The organism is Sinomonas sp. T428B (genome assembly GCF_056780155.1).
The window spans coordinates 1,106,397-1,127,717 of record NZ_JBRAZR010000001.1 but is presented as its reverse complement, the minus strand read 5'-3'; the positions used below and the strand labels follow the sequence as shown (position 1 = coordinate 1,127,717).

Below are 21,321 nucleotides of genomic sequence, written 5' to 3'. Positions count from 1 at the left end.
CTGTACCCCCAGCAGTCCAGAAACTCCACAACAATCAGGGATCAGAGAAAGCAGAGAACATGCGCATGTTTTCGAAGGCAGCCAAGGCCGCAGCGGTCGTTGGCATCGCAGCACTGGCGCTGACGGCCTGCGGCCGTGCCGACACAGGTGGGGGCACGGGCGGCACTGCCGCCGCGGGCTTCCCCAAGGACTCGCTCATCGGCGTGGCCCTCCCCCAGAAGACCTCTGAGAACTGGGTCCTCGCGGAGCAGCTGTTCAACGACGGGCTCAAGGAGGCCGGCTTCAAGTCGGACGTCCAGTTCGCCAACGGCGGCGTGTCCGAGCAGCAGAACCAGATCTCCGCCATGGTCACCAAGGGCGCCAAGGTTATCGTCGTCGGCGCGATCGACGGCTCGCAGCTGGGCACCCAGCTCGCCCAGGCCAAGTCCGCCGGCGCGACCGTCATCGCGTACGACCGGCTCGTGAAGAACACCGACGCCGTGGACTACTACGTCGCGTACGACAACTTCAAGGTCGGCGAGCTCCAGGGCCAGGCCCTCCTCGAAGGCATGAAGGCCAAGAAGGCCAGCGGCCCGTACAACATCGAGCTGTTCGCCGGCTCCCCCGACGACGCGAACGCGAAGGTCTTCTTCGACGGCGCGATGAGCGTGCTCAAGCCGAAGATCGACGACGGCACCCTCAAGGTCGTCTCGGGCCAGACCTCGTTCGAGCAGGCCGTGACCCAGGGCTGGAAGGCGGAGAACGCCCAGAGGCGCATGGACACGCTCCTCGCGGCGAACTACACCACAGCGACGCTCGACGGCGTGCTCTCGCCGAACGACACCCTCGCCCGCGCCATCATGACCTCGGCCAAGAGCGCCGGCAAGCCCGTCCCGGTCGTCACGGGCCAGGACTCGGAGGTCGAGTCGGTCAAGTCGATCATGGCCGGCGAGCAGTACTCGACCATCAACAAGGACACCCGCAACCTCGTGAAGCAGGCCATCGAGATGGTCAAGCAGCTCCAGGGCGGCCAGAAGGCGTCCGTGAACGACGAGAAGTCGTACAACAACGGCGTCAAGACCGTCCCGGCCTACCTGCTCCCGCCGGTCATCGTCACGAAGGCCAACGCCAAGGAGGCCTACGCGAACGACCCGACGCTGAGCAAGCTCACGCAGTAGGGCCAGCGAGCAGCAGCGCCCGCCAAGGCGGGCACGCACGACGGCGGCCGTCCCCACTCAAGGGGGCGGCCGCCGTCGTGCACCGGGCCCCCGCGTGGAAGGATGGGGCGCATGACGCGTCACATCCAGCGCCCCTGGCTGACCACTCAGGAGAACACCGACCCGCTCGCCGCGACCGGTCGCCCGCTGCGCTGGGGCATCGTCGCGACCGGCGGGATCGCCCGCACGGTCACACGGGACCTGTCCCTCCTGCCGGACGCGGACCTGCGGGCGGTGAGCTCGCGCAGCGCTGAGCGGGCCATCCAGTTTGCCCGCGAGTTCGGCTTCGAGCGGGCCTACGGGGACGAGGACGGTGTGCCCGGCTACGTGCGCCTGGCCGCGGATCCCGAGGTCGACGTCGTCTACGTCGCCGCCCCGCACGGGCAGCACTACGAGGTGACCAGGGCAGCGCTCGAGGCCGGCAAGCACGTGCTCGTCGAGAAGGCCTTCACCGTCAACGCGCACGAGGCGCAGGGGCTCGTTGACCTCGCCTCGGAGCGCGGGCTGTTCCTCATGGAAGCCGTGTGGAGCCGCTTCGTGCCGGGCATGGTCCGGGCCTTCGAGATCGTCGAGTCGGGTGAGCTCGGCGATGTCCAGTGGGTCTCCGCCGACCTCGGCTTCCCGGCACCGAAGGACCCCACGAGCCGTGTGTGGGACGTCGCGGCGGGCGGCGGCGCGCTCCTGGACCTCACCGTCTACCCCCTCCTGTGGGCGATCGGCACGCTCGGCTTCCCGGACTCGCTCACGGCCGTCGGGACCCTCAACGACGACGGCGTCGACACCCAGAACGTCCTCGCCCTCTCCTACGCGGGCGGGCAGCTCGCCTCGCTCACCTCGTCGCTCCTCGCGCACGGGCCGCGCACGGCCACCGTCGCCGGGTCCGAGGGCGTGCTCACGACGGTGGCGAGCGTGAACAACCCCGCAGAGATCGTCGTCCGGCGGGGCTGGGACCCGGCGCGGGTCGAGAAGATCGACATTGTGGGCCGGGGCTATGTCTACGAGCTGCGCGAGGTCACGCGCTGCATCCAGCAGGGGCTCGTCGAGAGCCCCACCATGCCGTGGAAGCACACGCTCGACACGATGCGGCTCTTCGATGGCGTCCGCGCGCAGCTGGGCGTCCAGTACCCGAACGACGCGCGGATCGGCCACCGCCGCTGACCCTCGCCCTCCCCCGGCGCCCGAGATGAATCCGTGACAATCGCTGCCTGAGATCTGGACGGCCCCTGGAGGCCGACCTAGCATGGCAAGCATCATCGGCCTCTGGGGACTTCTGCTGGGAGGAGGGCTGATGCGAAGCGAGAGCTCATGGCGGTCGCGCGCGGCTGCCCTCGCCCGCCACGCGGCCGGAGCCGCAGGACTCGGGCTTGCCTGGATCGTCCTCTCGGGATCCCCCGCCGCCGCCCTCGGTGAGATCACCGACCTCGTCGGCGGCGCGGCGTCGTCCGTCGTCTCGACCGTCTCCGACACAGCGTCGGCCCCCGTTCAGATCCTCCCCGGCGGGGAGGACTCGGGCGGCCCGGTCACCGGGACGCTCGGCGGGGTGCCAAGCACGACGACGTCGAGCCTCGCCTCCGTCGTCGAGGCCGCTCCGGCGGCCGTCGAGCCCGTGCTCCCTGAGCCGCTCGAGCCCCTCGTCCCGGTCCTCGACGAGACCACCGGGGCGGCGTCGGGCCTCGTGCAGGATCTCGGCGGCACCACCGCCGGCGTGCTCGAGCTCGCAGACACCCTCGTCGAGGACCCGCTTCAGGTGCTCCCCGTGCCCGCGGCGCCGCCTGTGCCCGGGATCGCGACGGCGCCTGCTCCCCTGCAGCCCGCGGCGGCACCGGCCGTCCCCGCGCCGGAGTCTGACCCCGCTGCTGCGATCGCCGCGGCCCCCGCGCCGCCGCTATGGGAGCCCACGATCCTTGTGCGGCTAGCCGCCTCCGGGCTGGCCCTCGTCCCCGAGGCTCGCGCCATGGTGCCCGTCCTCGGCTCGTTGACGGGGCCGCCGGACAGATGGCGCTTCGACCTTTCACTGCTCGCCGTACCTGCGTCTCCCGGAGGCGTGGGCTCCGGTGGCATGCTCGGCGGCCCGCTGCTGGCCCTCGCCGGCGGCGCCTACCTGCTTGCGCTGATGTGGCGCGCGGGGCCGCGGCTCTTCCGCGCAGCCCCTGGACTTCCCGCTTCGCCGGCCTTCGATCCCGGCTCCACTCCTGACTGAGGAGGGGACGAGTCTGCCCAACGGCAGGCATCTCGTCCCGACGCCCTAGCGCGTCCATCTACTCTGTCAGGAGAGAACTGTGAATACCCTTGCGCGCCGAGCCTTGCTCGGCACCCTGGTCGCGGGAGGCCTCCTAGGCCTCGGCCAGGCCGCCGCCCATGCGGAGGACCTGACCGCGACCACGAATCCCGCCGCGTGGGTCACCGCACCCACTGCACTCACCACCGGCGACGGTCTGCTCGACGGCACCACCGTCACCACCGTCCCGGCCCTCGCCGCCACCGCACCGACCCAGGTCAACCTGGGCGACGGCACCGGCGACGGTCTGCTCGACGGCACCTCCGTCACCACCGTCCCGGCCCCGGCCGCCACCGCACCGACCCAGGTCAACCTGGGCGACGGCACCGGCGACGGTCTGCTCGACGGCACCTCCGTCACCACCGTCCCGGCCCCGGCCGCCACCGCCCCGACCCAGGTCAACCTGGGCGACGGCACCGGCGACGGTCTGCTCGACGGCACCTCCGTCACCACCGTCCCGGCCCCGGCCGCCACCGCCCCGACCCAGGTCAACCTGGGCGACGGCACCGGCAACGGGCTGCTCGGCGACGGGCTGCTCGACGGCACGACCGTGACCACCGTCCCGGCCCTGGCCGCCACCGCCCCGACCCAGGCCACCCTGGGCGACGGCACCGGCAACGGGCTCCTGGGTGACGGGCTGCTCGACGGCACGACCGTGACCACCGTCCCGGCCCTGGCCGCCACCGCCCCCACCCAGGCCACCCTGGGCAACGGCACCGGCGACGGACTGCTGGGTGACGGGCTGCTCGACGGCACGACCGTGACCACCGTCCCGGCCCTGGCCGCCACCGCCCCCACCCAGATCAACCTCGGCGACGGCACCGGCAACGGGCTGCTCGACGGCACGACCGTCACCACCGTCCCGGCCCTGGCCGCCACCGCCCCCACCCAGATCAACCTCGGCGACGGCACCGGCAACGGGCTGCTCGACGGCACGACCGTCACCACCGTCCCGGCCCTGGCCGCCACCGCCCCGACCCAGGTCAACCTCGGCGACGGCACCGGCGACGGGCTGCTCGGCGACGGGCTGCTCGACGGCACGACCGTCACCACCGTCCCGGCCCTGGCCGCCACCGCCCCGACCCAGGTCACCCTGGGCAACGGCACCGGCGACGGGCTGCTGGGTGACGGGCTCCTCGACGGCACGACCGTCACCACCGTCCCGGCCCTGGCCGCCACCGCCCCGACCCAGGTCACCCTGGGCAACGGCACCGGCGACGGGCTGCTGGGTGACGGGCTGCTCGACGGCACGACCGTGACCACCGTCCCGGCCCTGGCCGCCACCGCCCCGACCCAGGTCACCCTGGGCGACGGGCTCCTCGGCGACGGCCTCCTGGGCGACACCTCCGTGGCTACATCTCCGGTGGTGGTTGTGGGGCTTCCGTCCCAGCTCGTCCTCGGCTCCGGGGATGGCAAGGCGGACGGCGGCCGGCTTGGCGATGACTCGGCCAAGGGCACCGGTGACGGGCTCGGCGATGGCATCCTCGGCGGTGGGTCCGGCGACGGGCTCCTCGGCGATGGGGTCCTCGACCTCAAGCTCCTCGACGGTGGCAACCTCCTGGACCTCCTCGGCACCGATGGGCTCGTTGACCTGATCGGCGGCGGGGACTCCAAGGGTGGCTCAGACAAGGGCACCGGCTCCGGCGAGGGCTCGGGCGGCCGCTTGGGCGGGGGCACGGGCGCTGGCACCGAGTCGGGGGCCGGCTCCGGCCAGGGCATCGGCTCTGCGACCGGGACGGACGGCACGCGTACCATCGTGATCCGCATCGTCGTCGAGCACACGGGCGCTGGGCTGGCCGACACTGGCTCGACCGCCACGCGTGAACGCGTCGTCGTCGGGTCCGCGCGAGGCACAACGACCGGAGGCTTGGCTGCGACCGGTGGTGCCGGTGCGGCCGCCGATACCGGGGCTGCCGCCGCCGCTGGGGGGACTGCTGCTGGCGGTGCGGCGGCTGCCCTGGACATGTGTCCGGCAGCTCTCGTGGACACCCCGCGTGAAGCGCTGAGTGTGGGCCTGGCCACCCTGATCGCGGGGGCCGCGCTCGCACTCGGCATCGGCCTGGGCCTCGGCCTCGGCCTCCTGCGCCGCCGGCCGGCAGCCTGACGGCCTTCCGGGGAAGGGCCGAGCGCTGGGGGCTCGACCCCTCCCCGGACCGCTCAGACAAGACTGCCGACCTGCACGATCACACACCCGGAATCACACAGGCCAGCCTCAAGAGAGAAGGGAGGGAAGAGCAATTGTCGGGTTGAGGCCGGTCCGAGGTCTCGGCACCGGGCTCAACCCGACAATTCTCGTCTGAAGCACACTACGGAGGCGAGGACGAGACGTGGTCCGGCCGCCACGGTTGCGTGCGCCGCGGCGGACCGGGCCGCCGGCCTGCGCCCTGAGGCACATTGACTGCTTGGCAGGTGAGGGCCGGCGCGTCAGGCGGCCAGCGGCGACCAGCGGTCGCGGCGGCCGAACAGCTTCCCGTCCACGGACAGGCGTCCCGGCCCCACGAGGGCCAGCGCGGCGGCGCCCGCGGCGAGGACGAGGACGAACTCGATGCCGCCCTTGTCGGCGAACATGCCCGCCGGGAGGTGGACGAGGACGAGGGCCGCGAGCATCTGGACCGCGAGGAGGGCGGCGACGATGCGGGTCACGAGGCCCAGGATCAGGGCCGCGCCGCCGACGAGCTCGAGGCTCGCCACGACGGGGGCGGCGATCTCCGCCGCGGGCACGCCCATCGTGCCGAAGGCGCCCTGGGCGCCGGGGATCGTGAACTGGAAGAACTTCTGCCAGCCGTGGGCGAGGAAGACGACGCCGAGGGCGACGCGCAGGATCAGGCGGGCGAGGTCGGAGGCGAGCGTCGTGGACATGGGAGCTCCTAGCTGTCGGTGGTCATCGGGATCGGTGGCCGCCAGGCAGGCGACTTTGGTTGAAGCTTCAACTTCATCCTCGCAAGGCGCCTGTTGTGCTGTCAAACGCCAGTGGCAGCCTGACGTCACGACTCATGCACGACGGCGCCCCGCACCCGGGTGAGGTCTCTCACCCGAGGCGCGGGGCGCCGTCGTCCGTTAGAGCGTGCTAGCCGGCGATGCCGTCCACGATGCCGTTGAGCGTCGCGGACGGACGCATGACCGCGGAGGCCTTCTCGGCATCGGGGCGGTAGTAGCCGCCGATATCGACCGGGGAGCCCTGGACGGCCAGGAGCTCGGAGACGATCGTCTGCTCCTGCGACGTGAGGGCCTCGGCGACCGGGCGGAACGCCTCGGCCAGGGCAGCGTCCTCGCTCTGGCCGGCCAGCTCCTGGGCCCAGTAGAGGGCGAGGTAGAAGTGGCTGCCGCGGTTGTCGATCGTGCCGAGCTTGCGGCCCGGGGACTTGTTCTCGAGCAGGAACGTCGCCGTCGCCCGGTCGAGGGCGTCGGCGAGGACCTTCGCGGCGGGGACCCCGGCCTGCTCGGCGTAGAGCTCGAGCGAGGGGACGAGGGCGAAGAACTCGCCGAGGCTGTCCCAGCGCAGGTAGTTCTCGGCGATGAGCTGCTGGACGTGCTTCGGCGCGGAGCCGCCGGCGCCGGTCTCGAAGAGGCCGCCGCCGTTGATGAGCGGGACCACCGAGAGCATCTTGGCGCTCGTGCCGAGCTCGAGGATCGGGAAGAGGTCCGTGAGGTAGTCGCGCAGGACGTTGCCCGTGACGGAGATCGTGTCCTCGCCCTTGCGGAGGCGCTCGAGGGTGAAGGCCGTGGCCTTGACCGGGGAGAGGATCTCGATCTGCAGGCCCTCGGTGTCGTGCTCCTGGAGGTACTCGCGGACCTTCGCGATGAGGTTCGCGTCGTGCGCGCGGTCCTCGTCGAGCCAGAAGACGGCGGGGGTCTGGGTCGCGCGGGCGCGGGTCACGGCGAGCTTGACCCAGTCGCGGACCGGGATGTCCTTGGTCTGGCACGCGCGCCAGATGTCGCCCGGGGCGACCTCGTGCGCGAAGAGCACCTCGCCGGCGGAGTTGAGGACCTGGACGGTGCCCGCGGCCTGGATCTCGAAGGTCTTGTCGTGGCTGCCGTACTCCTCGGCCGCCTGCGCCATGAGGCCCACGTTGGGGACGGTGCCCATCGTCGTCGGGTCGAACGCGCCATGCTCGCGGCAGTCGTCGATGACGACCTGGTAGACGCCCGCGTAGGAGCTGTCCGGCAGGACCGCGAGGGTGTCGTGCTCCTGGCCGTCCGGGCCCCACATGTGGCCCGACGTGCGGATCATGGCCGGCATCGAGGCGTCGACGATCACGTCCGAGGGGACGTGCAGGTTGGTGATGCCCTTGGCCGAGTCGACCATCGCGAGCGCCGGGCCGTCGGAGAGGCCCTTCTCGATGAGGCCCTTGACGCCCTCGCGGACGTCCTCGGGCAGCTCGTCCAGACCGTTGAGGATCGAGGCGAGGCCGTTGTTCGGGCTCAGGCCGGCGGCGGAGAGCTGCTTGCCGTAGGTGTCGAAGAGCTCGGCGAAGTAGGCCTTGACCACGTGGCCGAAGATGATCGGGTCCGAGACCTTCATCATGGTGGCCTTGAGGTGCGCGGAGAAGAGGATGCCCTCTTCCTTCGCGCGCTTGACCTGCGCGGCGAGGAACTCGTCGAGGGCCGCGGCGCGCAGGACGGTGCCGTCCACGACCTCGCCCGCGAGGACCTTGAGGCCCTTCTTGAGCTCCTTGACGGTCCCGTCCTCGAGGACGAGCTGGATGGAGAGCGTGTCGTCGGCGGGGATGACGACGGACTTCTCGTTGGACCGGAAGTCGTCGTGGCCCATGGTCGCAACGTTGGTCTTGGAGTCCGCGCTCCATGCGCCCATGGAGTGCGGGTTCTTGCGCGCGTAGTTCTTGACCGACAGCGGCGCGCGGCGGTCGGAGTTGCCCTCGCGCAGGACGGGGTTGACGGCCGAGCCCTTGATCTTGTCGTAGCGCGAGCGGATGTCCGTCTCCTCGTCCGAGGAGGGGTTGTCCGGGTAGTCGGGGAGGGCGTAGCCCTGCGACTGGAGCTCGGCGATCGCGGCCTTGAGCTGCGGGATCGAGGCGCTGATGTTGGGCAGCTTGATGATGTTCGCCTCGGGCGTCTTCGCCAGCTCGCCCAGCTCGGCGAGCGCGTCGGACGTGCGCTGCTCCTCGGTCAGGTAGTCCCCGAACGCCGCGACGATGCGGCCCGCCAGGGAGATGTCGCGGGTCGTCACGCTCACGCCGGCGGCCGAGGCGTATGCCTTGACGATCGGCAGGAACGAGTAGGTGGCAAGCATCGGCGCTTCGTCGGTGTGCGTGTAGATGATCTGGGCCATGGGTGGGCGCCCTCCTGCGAGCTGGAGCGGACCGCGGCGTCGGTGCGCGTCAGCGTTTTGCGCCGCAGTAAGCGTGGGTGCTGCTATATCAACGTCCTTAACTTACCGCCAGTCGCGAGGCCTCGCGGTGCCCTGCCTCACGGACCCACAGTGTTCTGGGTCATAGACTGCCTCCGGACTGCATGAAGGACAGCCCGTGCGCCGGCAAGGGCGCGCGCCACGACCAGGGGGAGACCATGGCACAGCATTCCGCCGAAGCCGGCGACGACGACGTTTCGGGGGCCGACGAGCTCGGCACCCTCGTCCTGCGGGTGTGGCGCGAGCCCGGCACCGAGGAGGGCCTGCGGATCCGGATCATGGCGGCAGAGGGCTCCCAGGAGCCCGTGACCGTCTCCGTCGCTTCGGAGCCGGAATCGGCGATCGAGTCGGTGCGGGCGTGGCTCGCCGGGCTGGGCAAGCCCGCATCCTGAACGCCCGCCCGGGCCTGCGGCCCTGACGCACGACGGCGCGTCCCCGGCCTGGGGACGCGCCGTCGCCGAGCGCTGGCCCTCCCCCCGAGGGGACGGGCCTGAGGGGCTCAGTGGAAGAAGTGCCGCGCCCCGGTGAAGTACATCGTGACGCCGGCGGCCTTGGCCGCGGCGATGACCTCGTCGTCCCGGACGGAGCCGCCGGGCTGGACGACGGCGGTGACCCCGGCGTCGATGAGGATCTGCAGGCCGTCGGCGAACGGGAAGAACGCGTCCGAGGCCGCGACCGCGCCGCGGGAGCGCTTCGGGGCCGATCCCGAGCCGCCGGCGGCCGACGCGCCGCCGGCCGAGTCGACGTCGGAGGCGACCTCGACCCCGAGGGTGTTGGCGCGCTCGACGGCGAGGCGGCACGAGTCGACGCGGTTGACCTGGCCCATGCCGATGCCCACGGACGCGCCGTCCTTCGCGACGAGGATCGCGTTGGACTTGGCCGCGCGGGAGGCCTTCCATGCGAACGCGAGGTCCGCGAGCGTCGCCTCGTCGGCGGCGTCGCCCGCGGCGAGGGTCCAGTTCTCGGGGGCGTCGCCGTCGGCGTCGAGCGTGTCCGAGACCTGCACGAGGACGCCGCCGGAGATCTGGCGGATCTCGGTCGGGTACCGGCCGTAGCCCTCCGGGAGGGCGAGCAGGCGGATGTTCTTCTTCTTCGAGAGGATCTCGACGGCCTCGGGCTCGAAGCCGGGGGCGATGACGACCTCGGTGAAGATGCCTGAGAGGGTCTCGGCCATGCCCCGGCTCACGGTGCGGTTCGCCGCGACCACGCCGCCGTAGGCGGAGACCGGGTCGCACGCGTGGGCCTTCGCGTGGGCGTCGGCGATCGGGTCCGCGGCGCCCGGGGAGGCGACGGCGATGCCGCACGGGTTGGCGTGCTTGATGATCGCGACGGCGGGCTCGTCGAAGTCGAACGCGGCGCGGAGGGCGGCGTCGGCGTCGACGTAGTTGTTGTAGCTCATGGCCTTGCCGTGGAGCTGGTCGGCCTGGGCGATGCCGGCCGGGGCGGCCTTGTCGACGTAGAGCGCGGCCTGCTGGTGCGGGTTCTCGCCGTAGCGCAGCACCTCGGATCGCTCGAGCGCGAGGCCCGCGTAGGCGGGCCAGTCGACCACGCCATCAGCATCCTCGTCCTTGAACTGGGACGCAGTCCACGTCGCGACCGCCGTGTCGTAGGCAGCGGTGTGCGCGAAGGCCTTCGCCGCGAGCCGGCGGCGCGTCGCGAGGTCGAAGCCGCCGCTCGAGGCGGCGGACACGACGTCGCCGTAGGCGGCGGGGTCGACGACGATCGCGACGGCGGCGTGGTTCTTCGCCGCAGAGCGCACCATCGCGGGGCCCCCGATGTCGATCTGCTCGACGACGTCGTCGAGCCCCGCGCCCGAGCGGACCGTCTCGACGAACGGGTAGAGGTTCACGACGACGAGGTCGAACGGCTCGATCTCCATCGCCGCGAGCGTGTCCATGTGCGCCTGGACGCGGCGGTCGGCGAGGATGCCGCCGTGCACGCGGGGGTGCAGGGTCTTGACCCGGCCGTCGAGCATCTCGGGCGAGCCGGTGACCTCCTCGACCTCCTGGACGGGGACGCCCGCCGCGGCGATCTTCTTCGCCGTCGAGCCCGTGGAGACGATCCTCACGCCCGCCGCGTGCAGTCCCTTCGCGAGGTCCTCGAGGCCGGTCTTGTCGTAGACCGAGATGAGGGCACGTCGGATGGGGACACGGTCAAGCTGGATCACAGGGCGCTCGTCTCTCTCGAAGGCGTGGGGGAGGTCCGGGCCATTCTATCGTCGGAAGGGTTGACCCCTCCCAGCGGGCGTGCTTGTCTGGCGGGCATGGCTGAAGCCGTCCGGCCGACATCCCCTCAGGCAGGAGGAGCGACATGCGGGCCATGGTGTATCGCGGTCCCTACAAGATCCGGGTCGAGGAGAAGGACATCCCCCGGATAGAGCACCCGAACGACGCCATCGTCAGGGTCTCCCTCGCGGCCATCTGCGGGTCGGACCTGCACCTCTACCACGGCATGCTGCCGGACACGCGGGTCGGCACGACGTTCGGCCACGAGTTCATCGGGGTCGTCGAGGAGGTCGGCCCCTCCGTGCAGAGCCTGGCCAAGGGCGACCGGGTCATGGTCCCCTTCAACATCTCGTGCGGCTCGTGCTACTTCTGCGTGCGCGGCCTGACCTCGAACTGCCACAACGTCAACGCGAACGCCACCGCCATCGGCGGCGCGTTCGGCTACTCCCACACAGCGGGCGGGTACGACGGCGGGCAGTCGCAGTTCGTGCGCGTCCCCTTCGCCGACGTGGGGCCCGGGATCATCCCCGAGTGGATGTCTGACGAGGACGCCGTCCTGCTCACCGACGCCCTGCCGACCGGGTACTTCGGGGCGCAGCTCGGCGAGATCTCCGAGGGCGACACGGTCGTCGTCTTCGGCGCGGGGCCCGTGGGGCTGTTCGCCGCGGCGTCGTCATGGCTCATGGGTGCTGGCCGCGTGATCGTCGTCGACCATCTCGAGTACCGGCTCGAGAAGGCCCGGGAGTTCGCCCACGCCGAGACGGTCAACTTCGCCGAGCACGGAGACGTCGTGCTCGAGCTCAAGAAGCAGACCGACTACCTCGGGGCGGACGTGGTGATCGACGCCGTCGGGGCCGAGGCGGACGGCAAGGTGCTCCAGCACGTCCTCTCGGCCAAGTTCAAGCTCCAGGGCGGCTCCCCCGTGGCCCTGAACTGGGCCATCGACGCCGTCCGCAAGGGCGGGACGGTCTCGGTGCTCGGGGCGTACGGGCCGATGTACAGCGCGATCCGCTTCGGCGACGCGATGAACAAGGGGCTCACGATCCGCGCCAACCAGTGCCCCGTGAAGCCGCAGTGGCCGCGCCTGTTCGAGCACATCCGCAACGGGTATCTCAAGCCCAGCGAGATCGTCACGCACCGCATCCCGCTCGAGCACATCGCGGAGGGGTACCACGTCTTCTCGGCCAAGCTCGACAACATCATCAAGCCGCTCGTCCTCCCCGACGCGGTCTGAGAGGAGCCCGCGATGCCGTACACGGCCGACATGCACCGCAAGCCGCCGTCGCGCGAGGAGCTGCGGGCGCGCATCCCGGGATGGGGCGCCGACCTGGACCCGAAGGACCGCCCGTCCGTGCCCCGCGAGCGCTACGCCCCCGAGGCGACGGGCGCGCACTGGGACTTCCCCGAGCGGCAGGAGGAGCGGTGGCCGCGCGAGCGGTCCCTCGAGCACAAGTTCCTCACCCCGGTCTTCGGGACCTCCGTTCCCCCGCGGGGGCTCTCGGGGGCGGTGCGCCGGCTCGCCTACCGCCGGTACAGCGAGGGCCAGACCGCGCACTGGCTCCTGCTCATCGCGGCGGACCGCGTCGACGCCTGGGGGTCCCACCTCCGCTCGTTCGCGAGCAGGCGCCCCGACAACCCGGTGACGGAGACGGGCATCCTCGGCGAGGCGGGGCACCACCCGGTGGCCTCCCGCGTCGGGCGGAAACGGGCGGACCTCAGGCACCAGTGGCTCGACCCGATCATCGTCGCCGGCCCCTGGGTCGCGGCCCCGGCGGCCGCCGTCCTCGGCGTCCGGATGCTCCTGCGGGCGTTCCGCAGGGCCTAGGCGATCCATCCACTCCAGCGAATTGAGAGGTCACCTCATGGGATTCACGCTCAGCCACGCCGTCCTGCGCCTCGCGACGGGGGCCTACATCCTCAATTCGGGGGTGTCCAAGCTCCACCTCGACACGGAGGGCGCCACGGCACTCCAGAACATGACCGCCAACGCCATCCCGCAGGCCAAGCAGCTCCCGCCCGAGACCTTCGGCAAGGCGGTCGCGGCGGCGGAGATCGGCCTCGGCGCCGCCCTCCTGGCACCCTTCATCCCCACGAAGCTCGCGGCCTTCGCGCTCACGGCCTTCTCCGGCGGCCTCCTCGCGGTGTACGCCAAGACGCCGGGATTCACGCAGGCCGATGGCGTCCGGCCCACGTCCGCGGGGACCACGATGGCCAAGGACGTCTGGCTCGGCGCGATCGGCCTCGCGCTCCTGCTCGACCGCAAGCACAGGAAGGCCAGGCCCGCGAAGGCGCGCTGAGCCCCCGAAACGGGGGGCGGGAGGGGACTAGAGTCTTTGGCATGAGCACCTCGACCGCGCTGCCCACGGGCGACGCCATCGTGCAGAACCTCCCCTGGCGCTGGGGCGTCCAGGGCCGGATCTTCCTGATCGGCGGGCTCGGGTTCATGTTCGACGCGTGGGACGTGACGCTCAACGGTGTGCTCATCCCGCTGCTCTCGGCGCACTGGGGGCTCGAGCCGGCGCAGGCCGCGTGGATCGGCACGTCGAACCTCATCGGCATGGCCGTGGGCGCGTTCATGTGGGGCACGATCGCGGACCGGATCGGCCGCAAGGTCGCCTTCACGGCGACCCTGCTCGTTTTCTCCATCTTCACCGTCGCCGGCGCCGTGAGCCCGGACATCGTGTGGTTCTGCCTGTTCCGCTTCCTCGCCGGGTTCGGGCTCGGCGGCTGCGTGCCCGTGGACTACGCGCTCGTCGGGGAGTTCACGCCGCGCAGGCAGCGCGGGCGCGTGCTCACCGCGATGGACGGCTGGTGGCCCGTCGGCGCCGCGCTCTGCGGCTTCGTCTCGGCGTGGCTCGTCGGGGCCTTCTCCGACTGGCGGCTCCCGCTGCTCGTCATGGTTCTCCCCGCGCTGCTCGTGTTCTGGGTGCGCCGGGGCGTGCCCGAGTCCCCGCTCTTCCTCATCCACCAGGGCCGCTCGGAGCAGGCCCGGGCCGTGATCGACGAGCTGGTACGCCGCACGGGCGCGGACCCCGTCCCCTACCGCCTGCCCGCCCCGCACGACGCGCCGCGGCTCTCTGCCGGCAGCTGGGGCGGCCAGCTCGCGAGCGTGTGGCGCTTCAACTGGCGGATCACGGGGGCCGCGTGGGCGCTGTTCTTCAGCATCCTCATGGTCTACTACCTCGCCCTGACGTGGATGCCGCGGATCCTCATCGGCGCCGGCTTCGCCGAGTACCGCGCCTTCCTCACGACGGCGGGCATGGCCGCCGTGGGCCTGCTCGGGGTCGTCGTGGCGGCCCTGCTCGTCGAGCGGCTCGGGCGCAAGGCCGTCCTCGCCGTGTCCGCCCCGCTCTCCGCCCTCAGCCTCGTCGTCGTGTCCTGGGTCGTGGACGTCCCGGAGGCGGCCGTGGGGTGGCTGCTCGTGTACGGCTTCCTCGTCCAGGTCGCGATCCCGGTCCTGTACGCCTATGTCTCGGAGCTCTACCCCACGGAGCTGCGCGGCTCGGGGTTCGGCTGGGCCTCGACGTTCTCGCGGATCGGCGCCGGCTTCGGCCCGCTCGTCTTCGCGGCCTGGCTGTGGCCTGGCCTCGGCCTCGCGGCCTCCTTCGCCCTCGCCGCCGGGCTCGTGGTCCTCGCCGTCCTCTGGATGGGCGCCTCGGCGCCCGAGACGCGGCAGCGCTCGCTCGGCTAGCGGCTGTGGTTTGGCCAGTGGGACCCGGGGTAGTCCCACAGCGTCGGTCCAGAAGGGGGCCGCCGGCAGGGCGACGCCCACGAGCGGACGCCGCCTCCACTGCCGATGCAGGCGACAAACTTGAGGAGCAAGCATGGCTAGTGTGCAGGAATCAATCGATGTTTCTGTCCCCGTGACCACGGCCTACAACCAGTGGACCCAGTTCGAGTCTTTCCCGGAGTTCATGGGCGGTGTCGAGTCCGTGGTCCAGCAGGACGATACGCACCTGCACTGGACCACGAAGGTCGGGGGCCAGACACGGGAGTTCGACACCGTGATCACCGAGCAGCACCCCGACGAGCGGATTGCGTGGAAGAGCCTCGAGGGCCCGGAGCACGCCGGCGTCGTGACCTTCCACCGGCTCTCCGACACGGAGTCCCGCGTGTCCGTGGACTTCCAGTGGGACCCGGACACTGCGGCCGAGAAGGTCGGCGCCTTCTTCGGCGCGGACACCGTCCAGGTGAAGGCAGACCTGAAGAAGTTCAAGGAGTTCGTCGAGAAGCACGGCGCGACCGGCGCGTGGCGCGGGGAGGTCAACCCGCCGCCGCAGACCGGCTCGACGTTCTAGAGGTTCCCGCCGCCGGTGCCCGGCGGGACGACGCACGACGGCGCGTGCCCACCCGGGTGCGCGCCGTCGTCGTGCGCGGTCCAGCCGAAGCGACGGACCCTGGCACCCGGAGGGTCAGAGGGCGGCGGGGGCCGCGATCTGTCCGGCCGCGAGGCGGCGCAGGACGTCGATGAGCAGCCGCCGCTCGACGACCTTGATCCGCTCGTGGAGGGACTCCTCGTCCTCGCCGTCGGCGATCGCGAGCGCCTCCTGGGCGATGATGGGGCCGGTGTCGACGCCGGCGTCCGCCCAGTGCACGGTGCAGCCGGTGACCTTGACGCCGTAGGCGAGGGCGTCACGGACGCCGTGCGCGCCCGGGAATGCCGGCAGCAGGGCCGGGTGCGTGTTGAGGTACCTCCCGCCGAAGCGCTCGATGAAGCCCGCGCTGACGATCCGCATGAAGCCCGAGGACAGCACCAGGTCCGGCGAGTACTCCGCGATGCGGTCCGCGAGCGCGGCGTCCCACTCCGCCCGGGTCTCGAAGGAGTTGAAGTTCACGACGAAGGTCTCGAACCCGGCCTCGGCCGCGCGCTCGATCCCGTAGGTCCCCTCGCGGTCCGCGCCCACGGCGGCGATCTCCACCCCGGCCAGCTCCCCCGACGTGACGGCGTCGATGACCGCCTGGAGGTTGGAGCCGGTGCCGGAGACGAGGACCACGATGCGCATGGACCAACCTTACCGGGGGCCGGATGCCGCCCCGCGTGTGCTCGGGTGCGGCCCGGGTGCCCGCGTAGGCTGGGGCTCATGACCCCCGAGGACGCCGCCCTGGACCGCACCAAGCTCTACTTCCGCGTCTCCGCGGTGGGGCTCGTGCTCGCGTGGCTCGTGGCGTCCCGCGGCGTCGCGTGGGCGTGGGCGGCCGGGCTGCTCGCGCTCCTGGGGCTCGTGCTCGGCGTCATCGTCGTCGTGCGGGTGGCCCGGTTCCGGCAGCCGCGCCTGCTCTCCATCGGGGCCGTCTCGGGCATGGCCGTGGGGGTCCTCCTCGTGCTGTACGCGGCGGCCGCGCTCGTCTTCGCCCCGCAGGTGGCGGCGTTCGAGGAGTGCGCGCGGCACGCCATCACCGAGACGGCCAAGGCCAAGTGCCAGGCCGAGCTCCAGGACGCGCTCCTGGGCGGGTAGGGGCGTACCCCGTGCCCGCCGCAGTTCCCCAGCTTTAGGCCTCAAGTCCTACAGGCAGCGAGCCCGCGACGCGTCATTCCGGGGCACCGTCTCGAATCATGGGGAGGTTGGGCGGAAAGGCTGGGGAGGTTCGGCGCCGGATGGTTCACGTCTCCTAGGACACTCGTGCCGGAGCCTGCTCGGCACGCTCCGTCCGCCGGTGCTCGATCCACGGGCCGAGCGCGTAGCCGATGCAGGCCCCGACGGCGGCCTCGGCGCCTACCCACACGAGCATCCAGAGCGGGTCCACGCCGAGCTGTGTGAAGCGGCCGAGCGCCGCGGAGCCGCCCGTGACCCACGCGAGCCCGGCGGCGAGCGCCCCCGCGACGGCGCCGACGAGCGAGCCGAGGAAGAGGGCCGAGACGGGCGCGGTGAACCAGCGGGCCCGGACCTTGATAGAGAGCCACTCGTCGAAGTGGTCCTCGCCCTCCCGCACGAACCACCAGCCGCCCATCGTGCCCGCGATGACGGGCAGCGCGAGCGCGGCCGGCCCCAGGAGCAGCTCGCCCGCGGGGACGGCGGAGAGCACAGGGATCGGCGGGAGCGGGCCCACCGCGGTGACGAGGGATCCCGCCGTCGAGCCCGCACCGAGCGTGACGCCGGCCCCGGACGCCCAGCCGAGCGTCCACACGAGGAGGTTCGGCGCGTAGCCCAGCTGCGCGACCGTGAGGGCGGCCCCGCCGACGGCGCCGGCCTCGAGAGCCTCGTACACCGTCACGATCTCGGCCCAGTGCACGGCGAGGTCGGCGACGAGGAGCGCGCCCGAGAGCGCGAGCGCGCACAGGAGAGCGACGAAGCCCGCGCGGAGCACGGCCCACAGATAGCTCCCCGTCCAGCGCGAGTACTGGCCCGTCCGCGCGATCCAGTCGACGGCGTCCACACCGATGAGCCGCGTCCACGCCCCGGCCTCGCGCCGCGCCCCGACCACGAGGCCGAGGCCCACGGGGACGAGCGGGATGAGCGAGCCGGCCGCGACGCCGACGGCCACCTCGGCCGTGCGGCAGACGAAGGCGGTGGCGAGGCCGAAGGCGGCGTACGCGGCGCCCGCCCCCAGCAGGGCCTGCCACAGGTTGTCGGCGTAGGAGGCGCGGGCGAGCCGCCGGCCCGCCCGCCACGCGAGCAGGAAGGGGATGAGCGTGAGGCCGAGCGGGATGAACGAGAGCACCCCCGTCGAGGCGGCGCCGCCCGCTGCGCCGGCGCCCCCGGCCGTCGTCGTCAGCGTCAGCGGCACGCCGTGGACAAGGAGCCACGCCTGCCCGCCAAGCCGCGCGACCGCCTCCGGCTCCCAGGGCCCGAGCCCGCCCGTGGCCCACACGGCGACGATCGGGACGAGGGCGAGGGCCGCGGAGATGAGGACGGCCTGGACGGACTCGACCGCGCCCTGGAGCCACAGCGGCATGGGCAGGCCGCGGAGGCCAGACTGGTCGGCGCGCAGTTTCATCGCCCTCCACTGTGCCACGGAGGGACCGACGGGTGGCTCAGGCGCACCGGGGCCCGGGCGCGCGGGAAGCAGGCACACGACGGCGACCACTCGCCGTCGTGCGCCCGGGCTCACCCCCGCGCCCCTCAGCTCAGCCGGAGCCGGTCCTCGGCGCTGAACGGGCGGATCTCGTCCGTGCGGCCGTCGCGGAGCTTCGCGACCCAGGCCGGGTCGCTCAGAAGCACGCGGCCGGCGGCGACGAGGTCGAACTCCCCGCGGCCGAACTGCTCGAGCAGCGTCTCGAGCCCGCGCACGTTTGAACGGCCGCCCTCCTGCCAGGTCACCTCGAAGGCGTTGTCGAGGCCGACCGAGCCGACCGTGATGACGGGCAGGCCCGTGAGCTTCTTGGTCCAGCCGGCCAGGCCCAGACGCGAATCCGCCGTTCCTCCTGCTCCCCCGGCCTCGGGGAAGGCCGGGTCCCAGTGGCGGCGCGTGGACGGGTGGAAGGCGCTCACCCCGGCGGCCGCGAGCGCGCCGAGGATCGTGCCGAGCTCCTCGGGGGTCTCGGCAATGCGGGCGCCGTAGTCGCCGGACTTCCACTGGGAGAAGCGGAAGATCACCGGGAAGTCGGGGCCGACGGCGGCGCGCACCGCCTCGACGACCTCGACGGGGAAGCGCAGCCGCGCCTCGAGCGAGCCGCCGTAGGCGTCCTCGCGCCGGTTGGTGCCCGCCCAGAGGAACTGGTCGAGGAGGTAGCCGTGCGCGCCGTGGAGCTCGACGGCGTCGAACCCGACCTCCTTGGCGGCGGCCGCGGCGCGGGCGAAGTCGTCGCGGATGCGCGCGAGCTCGTCGCGCGTGGCGGCGCGGCCCACGGGCTTGCCCGACGGGGAGATGCCGGACGGGCTCAGCGTGGGCAGGCCCGGGTTGAGCTCGGGGTGGTCCCCGCGGGCGGCGCCGAGGTGCCACAGCTGCGGGGCGATCTTCCCGCCGGCCGCGTGCACGGCCTCGACGAGCGTCTTCCAGGCGGCGAGCGGCTCGTCGCCGAAGAGGCGGGGCACGCGGGTGCTCGGGCCGGAGTCCTCCGAGACGTAGACGCCCTCGGTGATGAGGAGGCCGACGCCGGCGGCGCCGCGCCGCGCGTAGTAGGAGACGACGTCGTCCGTCACCACCCCGCCGGGAGAGAACTCGCGCGTCATGGGGGCCATCACGAACCGGCTCGCGAGCCGGACGGGGCCGAGGTCGAAGGGCGTGAAGAGCTCGGAGAGGGCCGCGGCGGGGGCGGCCTGCGCGGGGGCGTTCTCGATCGTCATGGTCACGGCAACCAGCCCGCAGCCGCCCGGATTCCCGCACCACTCCCACAGTGACGCACCTCACTACCGGACGTAGAATACAGGTGTTGATGCTGCGGCCTCCACCGGCCCCACGCCATCGAGCCACGGGCCGGCGCGCATGCGACACCAGCGCCCGCGCGGCGCCTGCCGCGCGGGCAGTTGCGAGGGTCGGAGGAGACATGACCACTGCCGCTGGGCATGCACACGGCGTCCACTTCGGGCGCAGGGATGTCCAGAATGTCGCCATGGGTGCGGGTGCCATCTTGATGCTCGTCGGCGTCCTCGGGTTCATCCCCGGGATCACGATGAACTATGGAGACCTGAGGTTCCTCGGGCCCGATTCGCACGCCATGTTCCTGGCCCTGTTCCAGGTCTCCATGCTGCTGAACATCGTGCAGCTGGTCATCGGCGCCGTGGGCCTGACGATGGCGCGCACGTTCTCGGGCGCCCGCAGCTTCCTGCTGTGGTTCGGCGTCCTGTACGTCGTCTTCGCCATCTACGGGTTCGCCGTCGGCACCGCCAGCCCGGCGAACATCCTCTCCTTCAACATGCCCGACAACTGGGCGCACGCCATCCTCGGCCTCGTCATGATGGCCTGCAGCTGGCTGTTCACCCGGCACGTGGCCGCTGACGAAACAGGAGGCACGGAAGGGATGCGACGCGGCTGACCAAGCCGCACAGGACGACGGCGCGGGCCGACTCGGCGGGGCCCGCGCCGCCCCATGTCCGGGCCCGGCAGCCCTCCCGCCGAACCCCTGCCCGTTCACCTAGGCTTCCCCGACACGTCACGCCCGCTCTGCCAGCCGGTCAGGCGGCGGCGGGACCGTGGACAGCGTGAGGATCGCGATTGTCGCAGAGTCATTCCTGCCGCAGATGAACGGGGTCACCCACTCGATCCTGCGGGTCCTGGACCACCTGCAGGAGCGCGGCGACGACGTCCTCGTCCTGGCCCCCTCCGGCGAGGGCGCGAGCGCCGTCTTCCCGCTCCCCGAGACCGTCTCCGGCGCCCGGGTCGTGCGGATGCCCGCGCTTCCCGTCGCCGGGTACCCGAACGTCCGCGTCGCCTTCGGCATGGTCCCGAAGGTCAAGCGCATGCTCCGGGCGTTCGCGCCCGACGTCGTGCATCTCGCCTCCCCGTTCGAGCTCGGCTGGCGCGGGGTCCGCGCCGCGCACCAGCTCGGCCTGCCGACCGTCGCCGTCTACCAGACCGAGGTGCCCGGGTACGCCGCCCGGTACGGGGTGCCGTTCCTCGAGAACTGGGCGTGGCAGCGCGTCGAGGCGATCCACCTGCTCGCGGACCGCACGCTCGCGCCGTCGACCTTCGCCCTGAACCAGCTGCGCGGCCGCGGCATCCTCGACGCCGAGCTCTGGCGCCGCGGCGTGGACACCGTCCGCTTCCACCCGGCGAAGCGCGACGCCGCGTGGCGGGCGGCCGTCGGCGGACAGCGCGAGGACGGCCGGGCCGTGAAGATCATCGGCTACGTGGGCCGGCTCGCGGCGGAGAAGCAGGTCGAGGACCTGCGCGCGCTTGCCGACCTGCCCGGGACCCGGCTCGTCGTCGTCGGCGACGGGCCCCTGCGCCCGCAGCTCGAGGCGCAGCTGCCCCGGGCGCACTTCACGGGGTTCCAGGGCGGGGAGGACCTCGCGCGCATCGTGGCGAGCTTCGACCTGTTCGTCCACCCGGGCGAGTTCGAGACGTTCTGCCAGACGATCCAGGAGGCCATGGCCTCCGGCGTGCCCGTCGTCGCGACCGGCCGCGGCGGGCCGCTCGACCTCGTCGAGAACTCCAAGACCGGCTGGCTGTACACGCCCGGGGACCTGGAGCAGATGCGCTCCTACGCCAAGGACCTGCTCGGCGACGACGCCAAGCGGGCGGCGTTCGCCGAGGCCGCGCACCGCAGCGTGCAGGGGCGGTCGTGGCGCTCCATCAGCGCCCAGCTCGTCACGCACTACGAGGACGTCATCGCCCGGCGGCCCGCGGCGGTCGCCAGCTCATGAACGCGAAAGG

The 21,321-nt window shown here is 72.2% G+C and carries 19 protein-coding genes; 13 read left to right on the top strand and 6 right to left on the bottom strand.

The window, feature by feature from the left end; all coding sequences use genetic code 11:
• The first annotated feature begins 59 nt into the window (after nt 1-59).
• The 4 genes from ACUYMY_RS05290 to ACUYMY_RS05275 all read left to right on the top strand — a co-directional run bounded on the left by ACUYMY_RS05290 (nt 60) and on the right by ACUYMY_RS05275 (nt 5,578).
• Complete coding sequence (locus ACUYMY_RS05290) at nt 60-1,157, top strand: substrate-binding domain-containing protein (RefSeq protein WP_481702576.1); 1,098 nt, start codon at nt 60-62, stop codon at nt 1,155-1,157.
• Nucleotides 1,158-1,268: 111 nt separating this feature from the next.
• Complete coding sequence (locus ACUYMY_RS05285) at nt 1,269-2,354, top strand: Gfo/Idh/MocA family protein (protein WP_481702575.1); 1,086 nt, start codon at nt 1,269-1,271, stop codon at nt 2,352-2,354.
• 130 nt (nt 2,355-2,484) lie between these two features.
• Nucleotides 2,485-3,396, top strand: coding sequence for a hypothetical protein (locus ACUYMY_RS05280; RefSeq protein ID WP_481702574.1), 912 nt, complete (start codon nt 2,485-2,487; stop codon nt 3,394-3,396).
• A 103-nt stretch (nt 3,397-3,499) separates the two neighbouring features.
• Nucleotides 3,500-5,578 carry a hypothetical protein gene (locus tag ACUYMY_RS05275; RefSeq protein WP_481702573.1) on the top strand — a complete coding sequence of 693 codons (2,079 nt, stop codon included), beginning with the start codon at nt 3,500-3,502 and terminating at the stop codon, nt 5,576-5,578.
• 320 nt (nt 5,579-5,898) lie between these two features.
• Here the strand turns inward: ACUYMY_RS05275 and ACUYMY_RS05270 are convergent, their stop codons facing one another.
• Together ACUYMY_RS05270 and ACUYMY_RS05265 are read right to left on the bottom strand one after the other, a co-directional pair.
• Nucleotides 5,899-6,333: a DoxX family protein gene (locus ACUYMY_RS05270; RefSeq protein WP_481702572.1), complete on the bottom strand. Its 435-nt coding sequence runs from the start codon at nt 6,331-6,333 to the stop codon at nt 5,899-5,901.
• A gap of 208 nt (nt 6,334-6,541) precedes the next feature.
• On the bottom strand, nt 6,542-8,764 hold the full coding sequence (locus ACUYMY_RS05265; RefSeq protein WP_481702571.1) for an NADP-dependent isocitrate dehydrogenase: 2,223 nt from the start codon (nt 8,762-8,764) through the stop codon (nt 6,542-6,544).
• A gap of 182 nt (nt 8,765-8,946) precedes the next feature.
• On the opposite strand from ACUYMY_RS05265, the gene ACUYMY_RS05260 reads away from it, so the two are divergent.
• Nucleotides 8,947-9,234, top strand: a complete 288-nt coding sequence (locus ACUYMY_RS05260; protein WP_481702570.1) for a hypothetical protein — start codon at nt 8,947-8,949, stop codon at nt 9,232-9,234.
• A 107-nt stretch (nt 9,235-9,341) separates the two neighbouring features.
• On the opposite strand, the gene purH is transcribed toward ACUYMY_RS05260, so the two are convergent.
• Nucleotides 9,342-11,006, bottom strand: a complete 1,665-nt coding sequence (purH, locus tag ACUYMY_RS05255) for a bifunctional phosphoribosylaminoimidazolecarboxamide formyltransferase/IMP cyclohydrolase (RefSeq protein ID WP_481704962.1) — start codon at nt 11,004-11,006, stop codon at nt 9,342-9,344.
• 146 nt (nt 11,007-11,152) lie between these two features.
• Here purH and ACUYMY_RS05250 point away from each other — a divergent pair, with 146 nt between their 5' ends.
• The 5 genes from ACUYMY_RS05250 (at nt 11,153) to ACUYMY_RS05230 (ending at nt 15,365) form a co-directional block, all read left to right on the top strand.
• Nucleotides 11,153-12,301 carry a zinc-dependent alcohol dehydrogenase gene (locus tag ACUYMY_RS05250; RefSeq protein WP_481702569.1) on the top strand — a complete coding sequence of 383 codons (1,149 nt, stop codon included), beginning with the start codon at nt 11,153-11,155 and terminating at the stop codon, nt 12,299-12,301.
• Between the two features lie 12 nt (nt 12,302-12,313).
• The gene (locus ACUYMY_RS05245; RefSeq protein ID WP_481702568.1) at nt 12,314-12,892 is read left to right on the top strand and encodes a hypothetical protein; all 579 of its coding nucleotides are present in this window, start codon (nt 12,314-12,316) and stop codon (nt 12,890-12,892) included.
• Between the two features lie 37 nt (nt 12,893-12,929).
• Complete coding sequence (locus ACUYMY_RS05240) at nt 12,930-13,364, top strand: DoxX family protein (protein ID WP_481702567.1); 435 nt, start codon at nt 12,930-12,932, stop codon at nt 13,362-13,364.
• A 41-nt stretch (nt 13,365-13,405) separates the two neighbouring features.
• On the top strand, nt 13,406-14,758 hold the full coding sequence (locus ACUYMY_RS05235; RefSeq protein WP_481702566.1) for an MFS transporter: 1,353 nt from the start codon (nt 13,406-13,408) through the stop codon (nt 14,756-14,758).
• A 133-nt stretch (nt 14,759-14,891) separates the two neighbouring features.
• A complete protein-coding gene (locus ACUYMY_RS05230; RefSeq protein ID WP_481702565.1) occupies nt 14,892-15,365 on the top strand; it encodes an SRPBCC family protein in 474 nt (157 codons plus the stop codon).
• A gap of 114 nt (nt 15,366-15,479) precedes the next feature.
• Here ACUYMY_RS05230 and purN read toward each other — a convergent pair whose 3' ends face one another.
• Entirely contained in the window at nt 15,480-16,070 is a 591-nt protein-coding gene (gene purN / locus ACUYMY_RS05225) for a phosphoribosylglycinamide formyltransferase (RefSeq protein ID WP_481702564.1), read from the bottom strand.
• Between the two features lie 78 nt (nt 16,071-16,148).
• Here purN and ACUYMY_RS05220 point away from each other — a divergent pair, with 78 nt between their 5' ends.
• A complete protein-coding gene (locus tag ACUYMY_RS05220) occupies nt 16,149-16,523 on the top strand; it encodes a hypothetical protein (RefSeq protein WP_481702563.1) in 375 nt (124 codons plus the stop codon).
• A 154-nt stretch (nt 16,524-16,677) separates the two neighbouring features.
• On the opposite strand, the gene ACUYMY_RS05215 is transcribed toward ACUYMY_RS05220, so the two are convergent.
• Together ACUYMY_RS05215 and ACUYMY_RS05210 are read right to left on the bottom strand one after the other, a co-directional pair.
• Nucleotides 16,678-18,003, bottom strand: coding sequence for a cell division protein PerM (locus ACUYMY_RS05215; protein WP_481702562.1), 1,326 nt, complete (start codon nt 18,001-18,003; stop codon nt 16,678-16,680).
• A 125-nt stretch (nt 18,004-18,128) separates the two neighbouring features.
• Nucleotides 18,129-19,292 (bottom strand): NADH:flavin oxidoreductase, encoded by a 1,164-nt coding sequence (locus ACUYMY_RS05210; RefSeq protein ID WP_481702561.1) that lies wholly within the window; start codon nt 19,290-19,292, stop codon nt 18,129-18,131.
• Between the two features lie 200 nt (nt 19,293-19,492).
• Between ACUYMY_RS05210 and ACUYMY_RS05205 the strand changes: the two genes are divergently transcribed.
• Together ACUYMY_RS05205 and ACUYMY_RS05200 are read left to right on the top strand one after the other, a co-directional pair.
• On the top strand, nt 19,493-19,981 hold the full coding sequence (locus ACUYMY_RS05205) for a DUF4383 domain-containing protein (protein ID WP_481702560.1): 489 nt from the start codon (nt 19,493-19,495) through the stop codon (nt 19,979-19,981).
• 166 nt (nt 19,982-20,147) lie between these two features.
• Nucleotides 20,148-21,311, top strand: coding sequence for a glycosyltransferase family 4 protein (locus ACUYMY_RS05200; RefSeq protein ID WP_481702559.1), 1,164 nt, complete (start codon nt 20,148-20,150; stop codon nt 21,309-21,311).
• The last annotated feature ends 10 nt before the right edge of the window (nt 21,312-21,321 follow it).

What these genes read in the sequence shown, in the direction of transcription:
- ACUYMY_RS05245 (WP_481702568.1), top strand. Translation starts at nt 12,314, where the DNA reads ATGCCGTACACGGCCGACATGCACCGCAAGCCGCCGTCGCGCGAGGAG.
- ACUYMY_RS05240 (WP_481702567.1), top strand. Translation starts at nt 12,930, where the DNA reads ATGGGATTCACGCTCAGCCACGCCGTCCTGCGCCTCGCGACGGGGGCC.
- ACUYMY_RS05210 (WP_481702561.1), bottom strand. Translation starts at nt 19,292, where the DNA reads ATGACGATCGAGAACGCCCCCGCGCAGGCCGCCCCCGCCGCGGCCCTC.
- ACUYMY_RS05235 (WP_481702566.1), top strand. Translation starts at nt 13,406, where the DNA reads ATGAGCACCTCGACCGCGCTGCCCACGGGCGACGCCATCGTGCAGAAC.
- ACUYMY_RS05285 (WP_481702575.1), top strand. Translation starts at nt 1,269, where the DNA reads ATGACGCGTCACATCCAGCGCCCCTGGCTGACCACTCAGGAGAACACC.
- ACUYMY_RS05290 (WP_481702576.1), top strand. Translation starts at nt 60, where the DNA reads ATGCGCATGTTTTCGAAGGCAGCCAAGGCCGCAGCGGTCGTTGGCATC.
- ACUYMY_RS05215 (WP_481702562.1), bottom strand. Translation starts at nt 18,003, where the DNA reads ATGAAACTGCGCGCCGACCAGTCTGGCCTCCGCGGCCTGCCCATGCCG.
- ACUYMY_RS05250 (WP_481702569.1), top strand. Translation starts at nt 11,153, where the DNA reads ATGCGGGCCATGGTGTATCGCGGTCCCTACAAGATCCGGGTCGAGGAG.
- ACUYMY_RS05260 (WP_481702570.1), top strand. Translation starts at nt 8,947, where the DNA reads ATGAAGGACAGCCCGTGCGCCGGCAAGGGCGCGCGCCACGACCAGGGG.
- ACUYMY_RS05230 (WP_481702565.1), top strand. Translation starts at nt 14,892, where the DNA reads ATGGCTAGTGTGCAGGAATCAATCGATGTTTCTGTCCCCGTGACCACG.
- ACUYMY_RS05280 (WP_481702574.1), top strand. Translation starts at nt 2,485, where the DNA reads ATGCGAAGCGAGAGCTCATGGCGGTCGCGCGCGGCTGCCCTCGCCCGC.
- ACUYMY_RS05270 (WP_481702572.1), bottom strand. Translation starts at nt 6,333, where the DNA reads ATGTCCACGACGCTCGCCTCCGACCTCGCCCGCCTGATCCTGCGCGTC.
- purN (WP_481702564.1), bottom strand. Translation starts at nt 16,070, where the DNA reads ATGCGCATCGTGGTCCTCGTCTCCGGCACCGGCTCCAACCTCCAGGCG.
- ACUYMY_RS05220 (WP_481702563.1), top strand. Translation starts at nt 16,149, where the DNA reads ATGACCCCCGAGGACGCCGCCCTGGACCGCACCAAGCTCTACTTCCGC.
- ACUYMY_RS05205 (WP_481702560.1), top strand. Translation starts at nt 19,493, where the DNA reads ATGACCACTGCCGCTGGGCATGCACACGGCGTCCACTTCGGGCGCAGG.
- ACUYMY_RS05265 (WP_481702571.1), bottom strand. Translation starts at nt 8,764, where the DNA reads ATGGCCCAGATCATCTACACGCACACCGACGAAGCGCCGATGCTTGCC.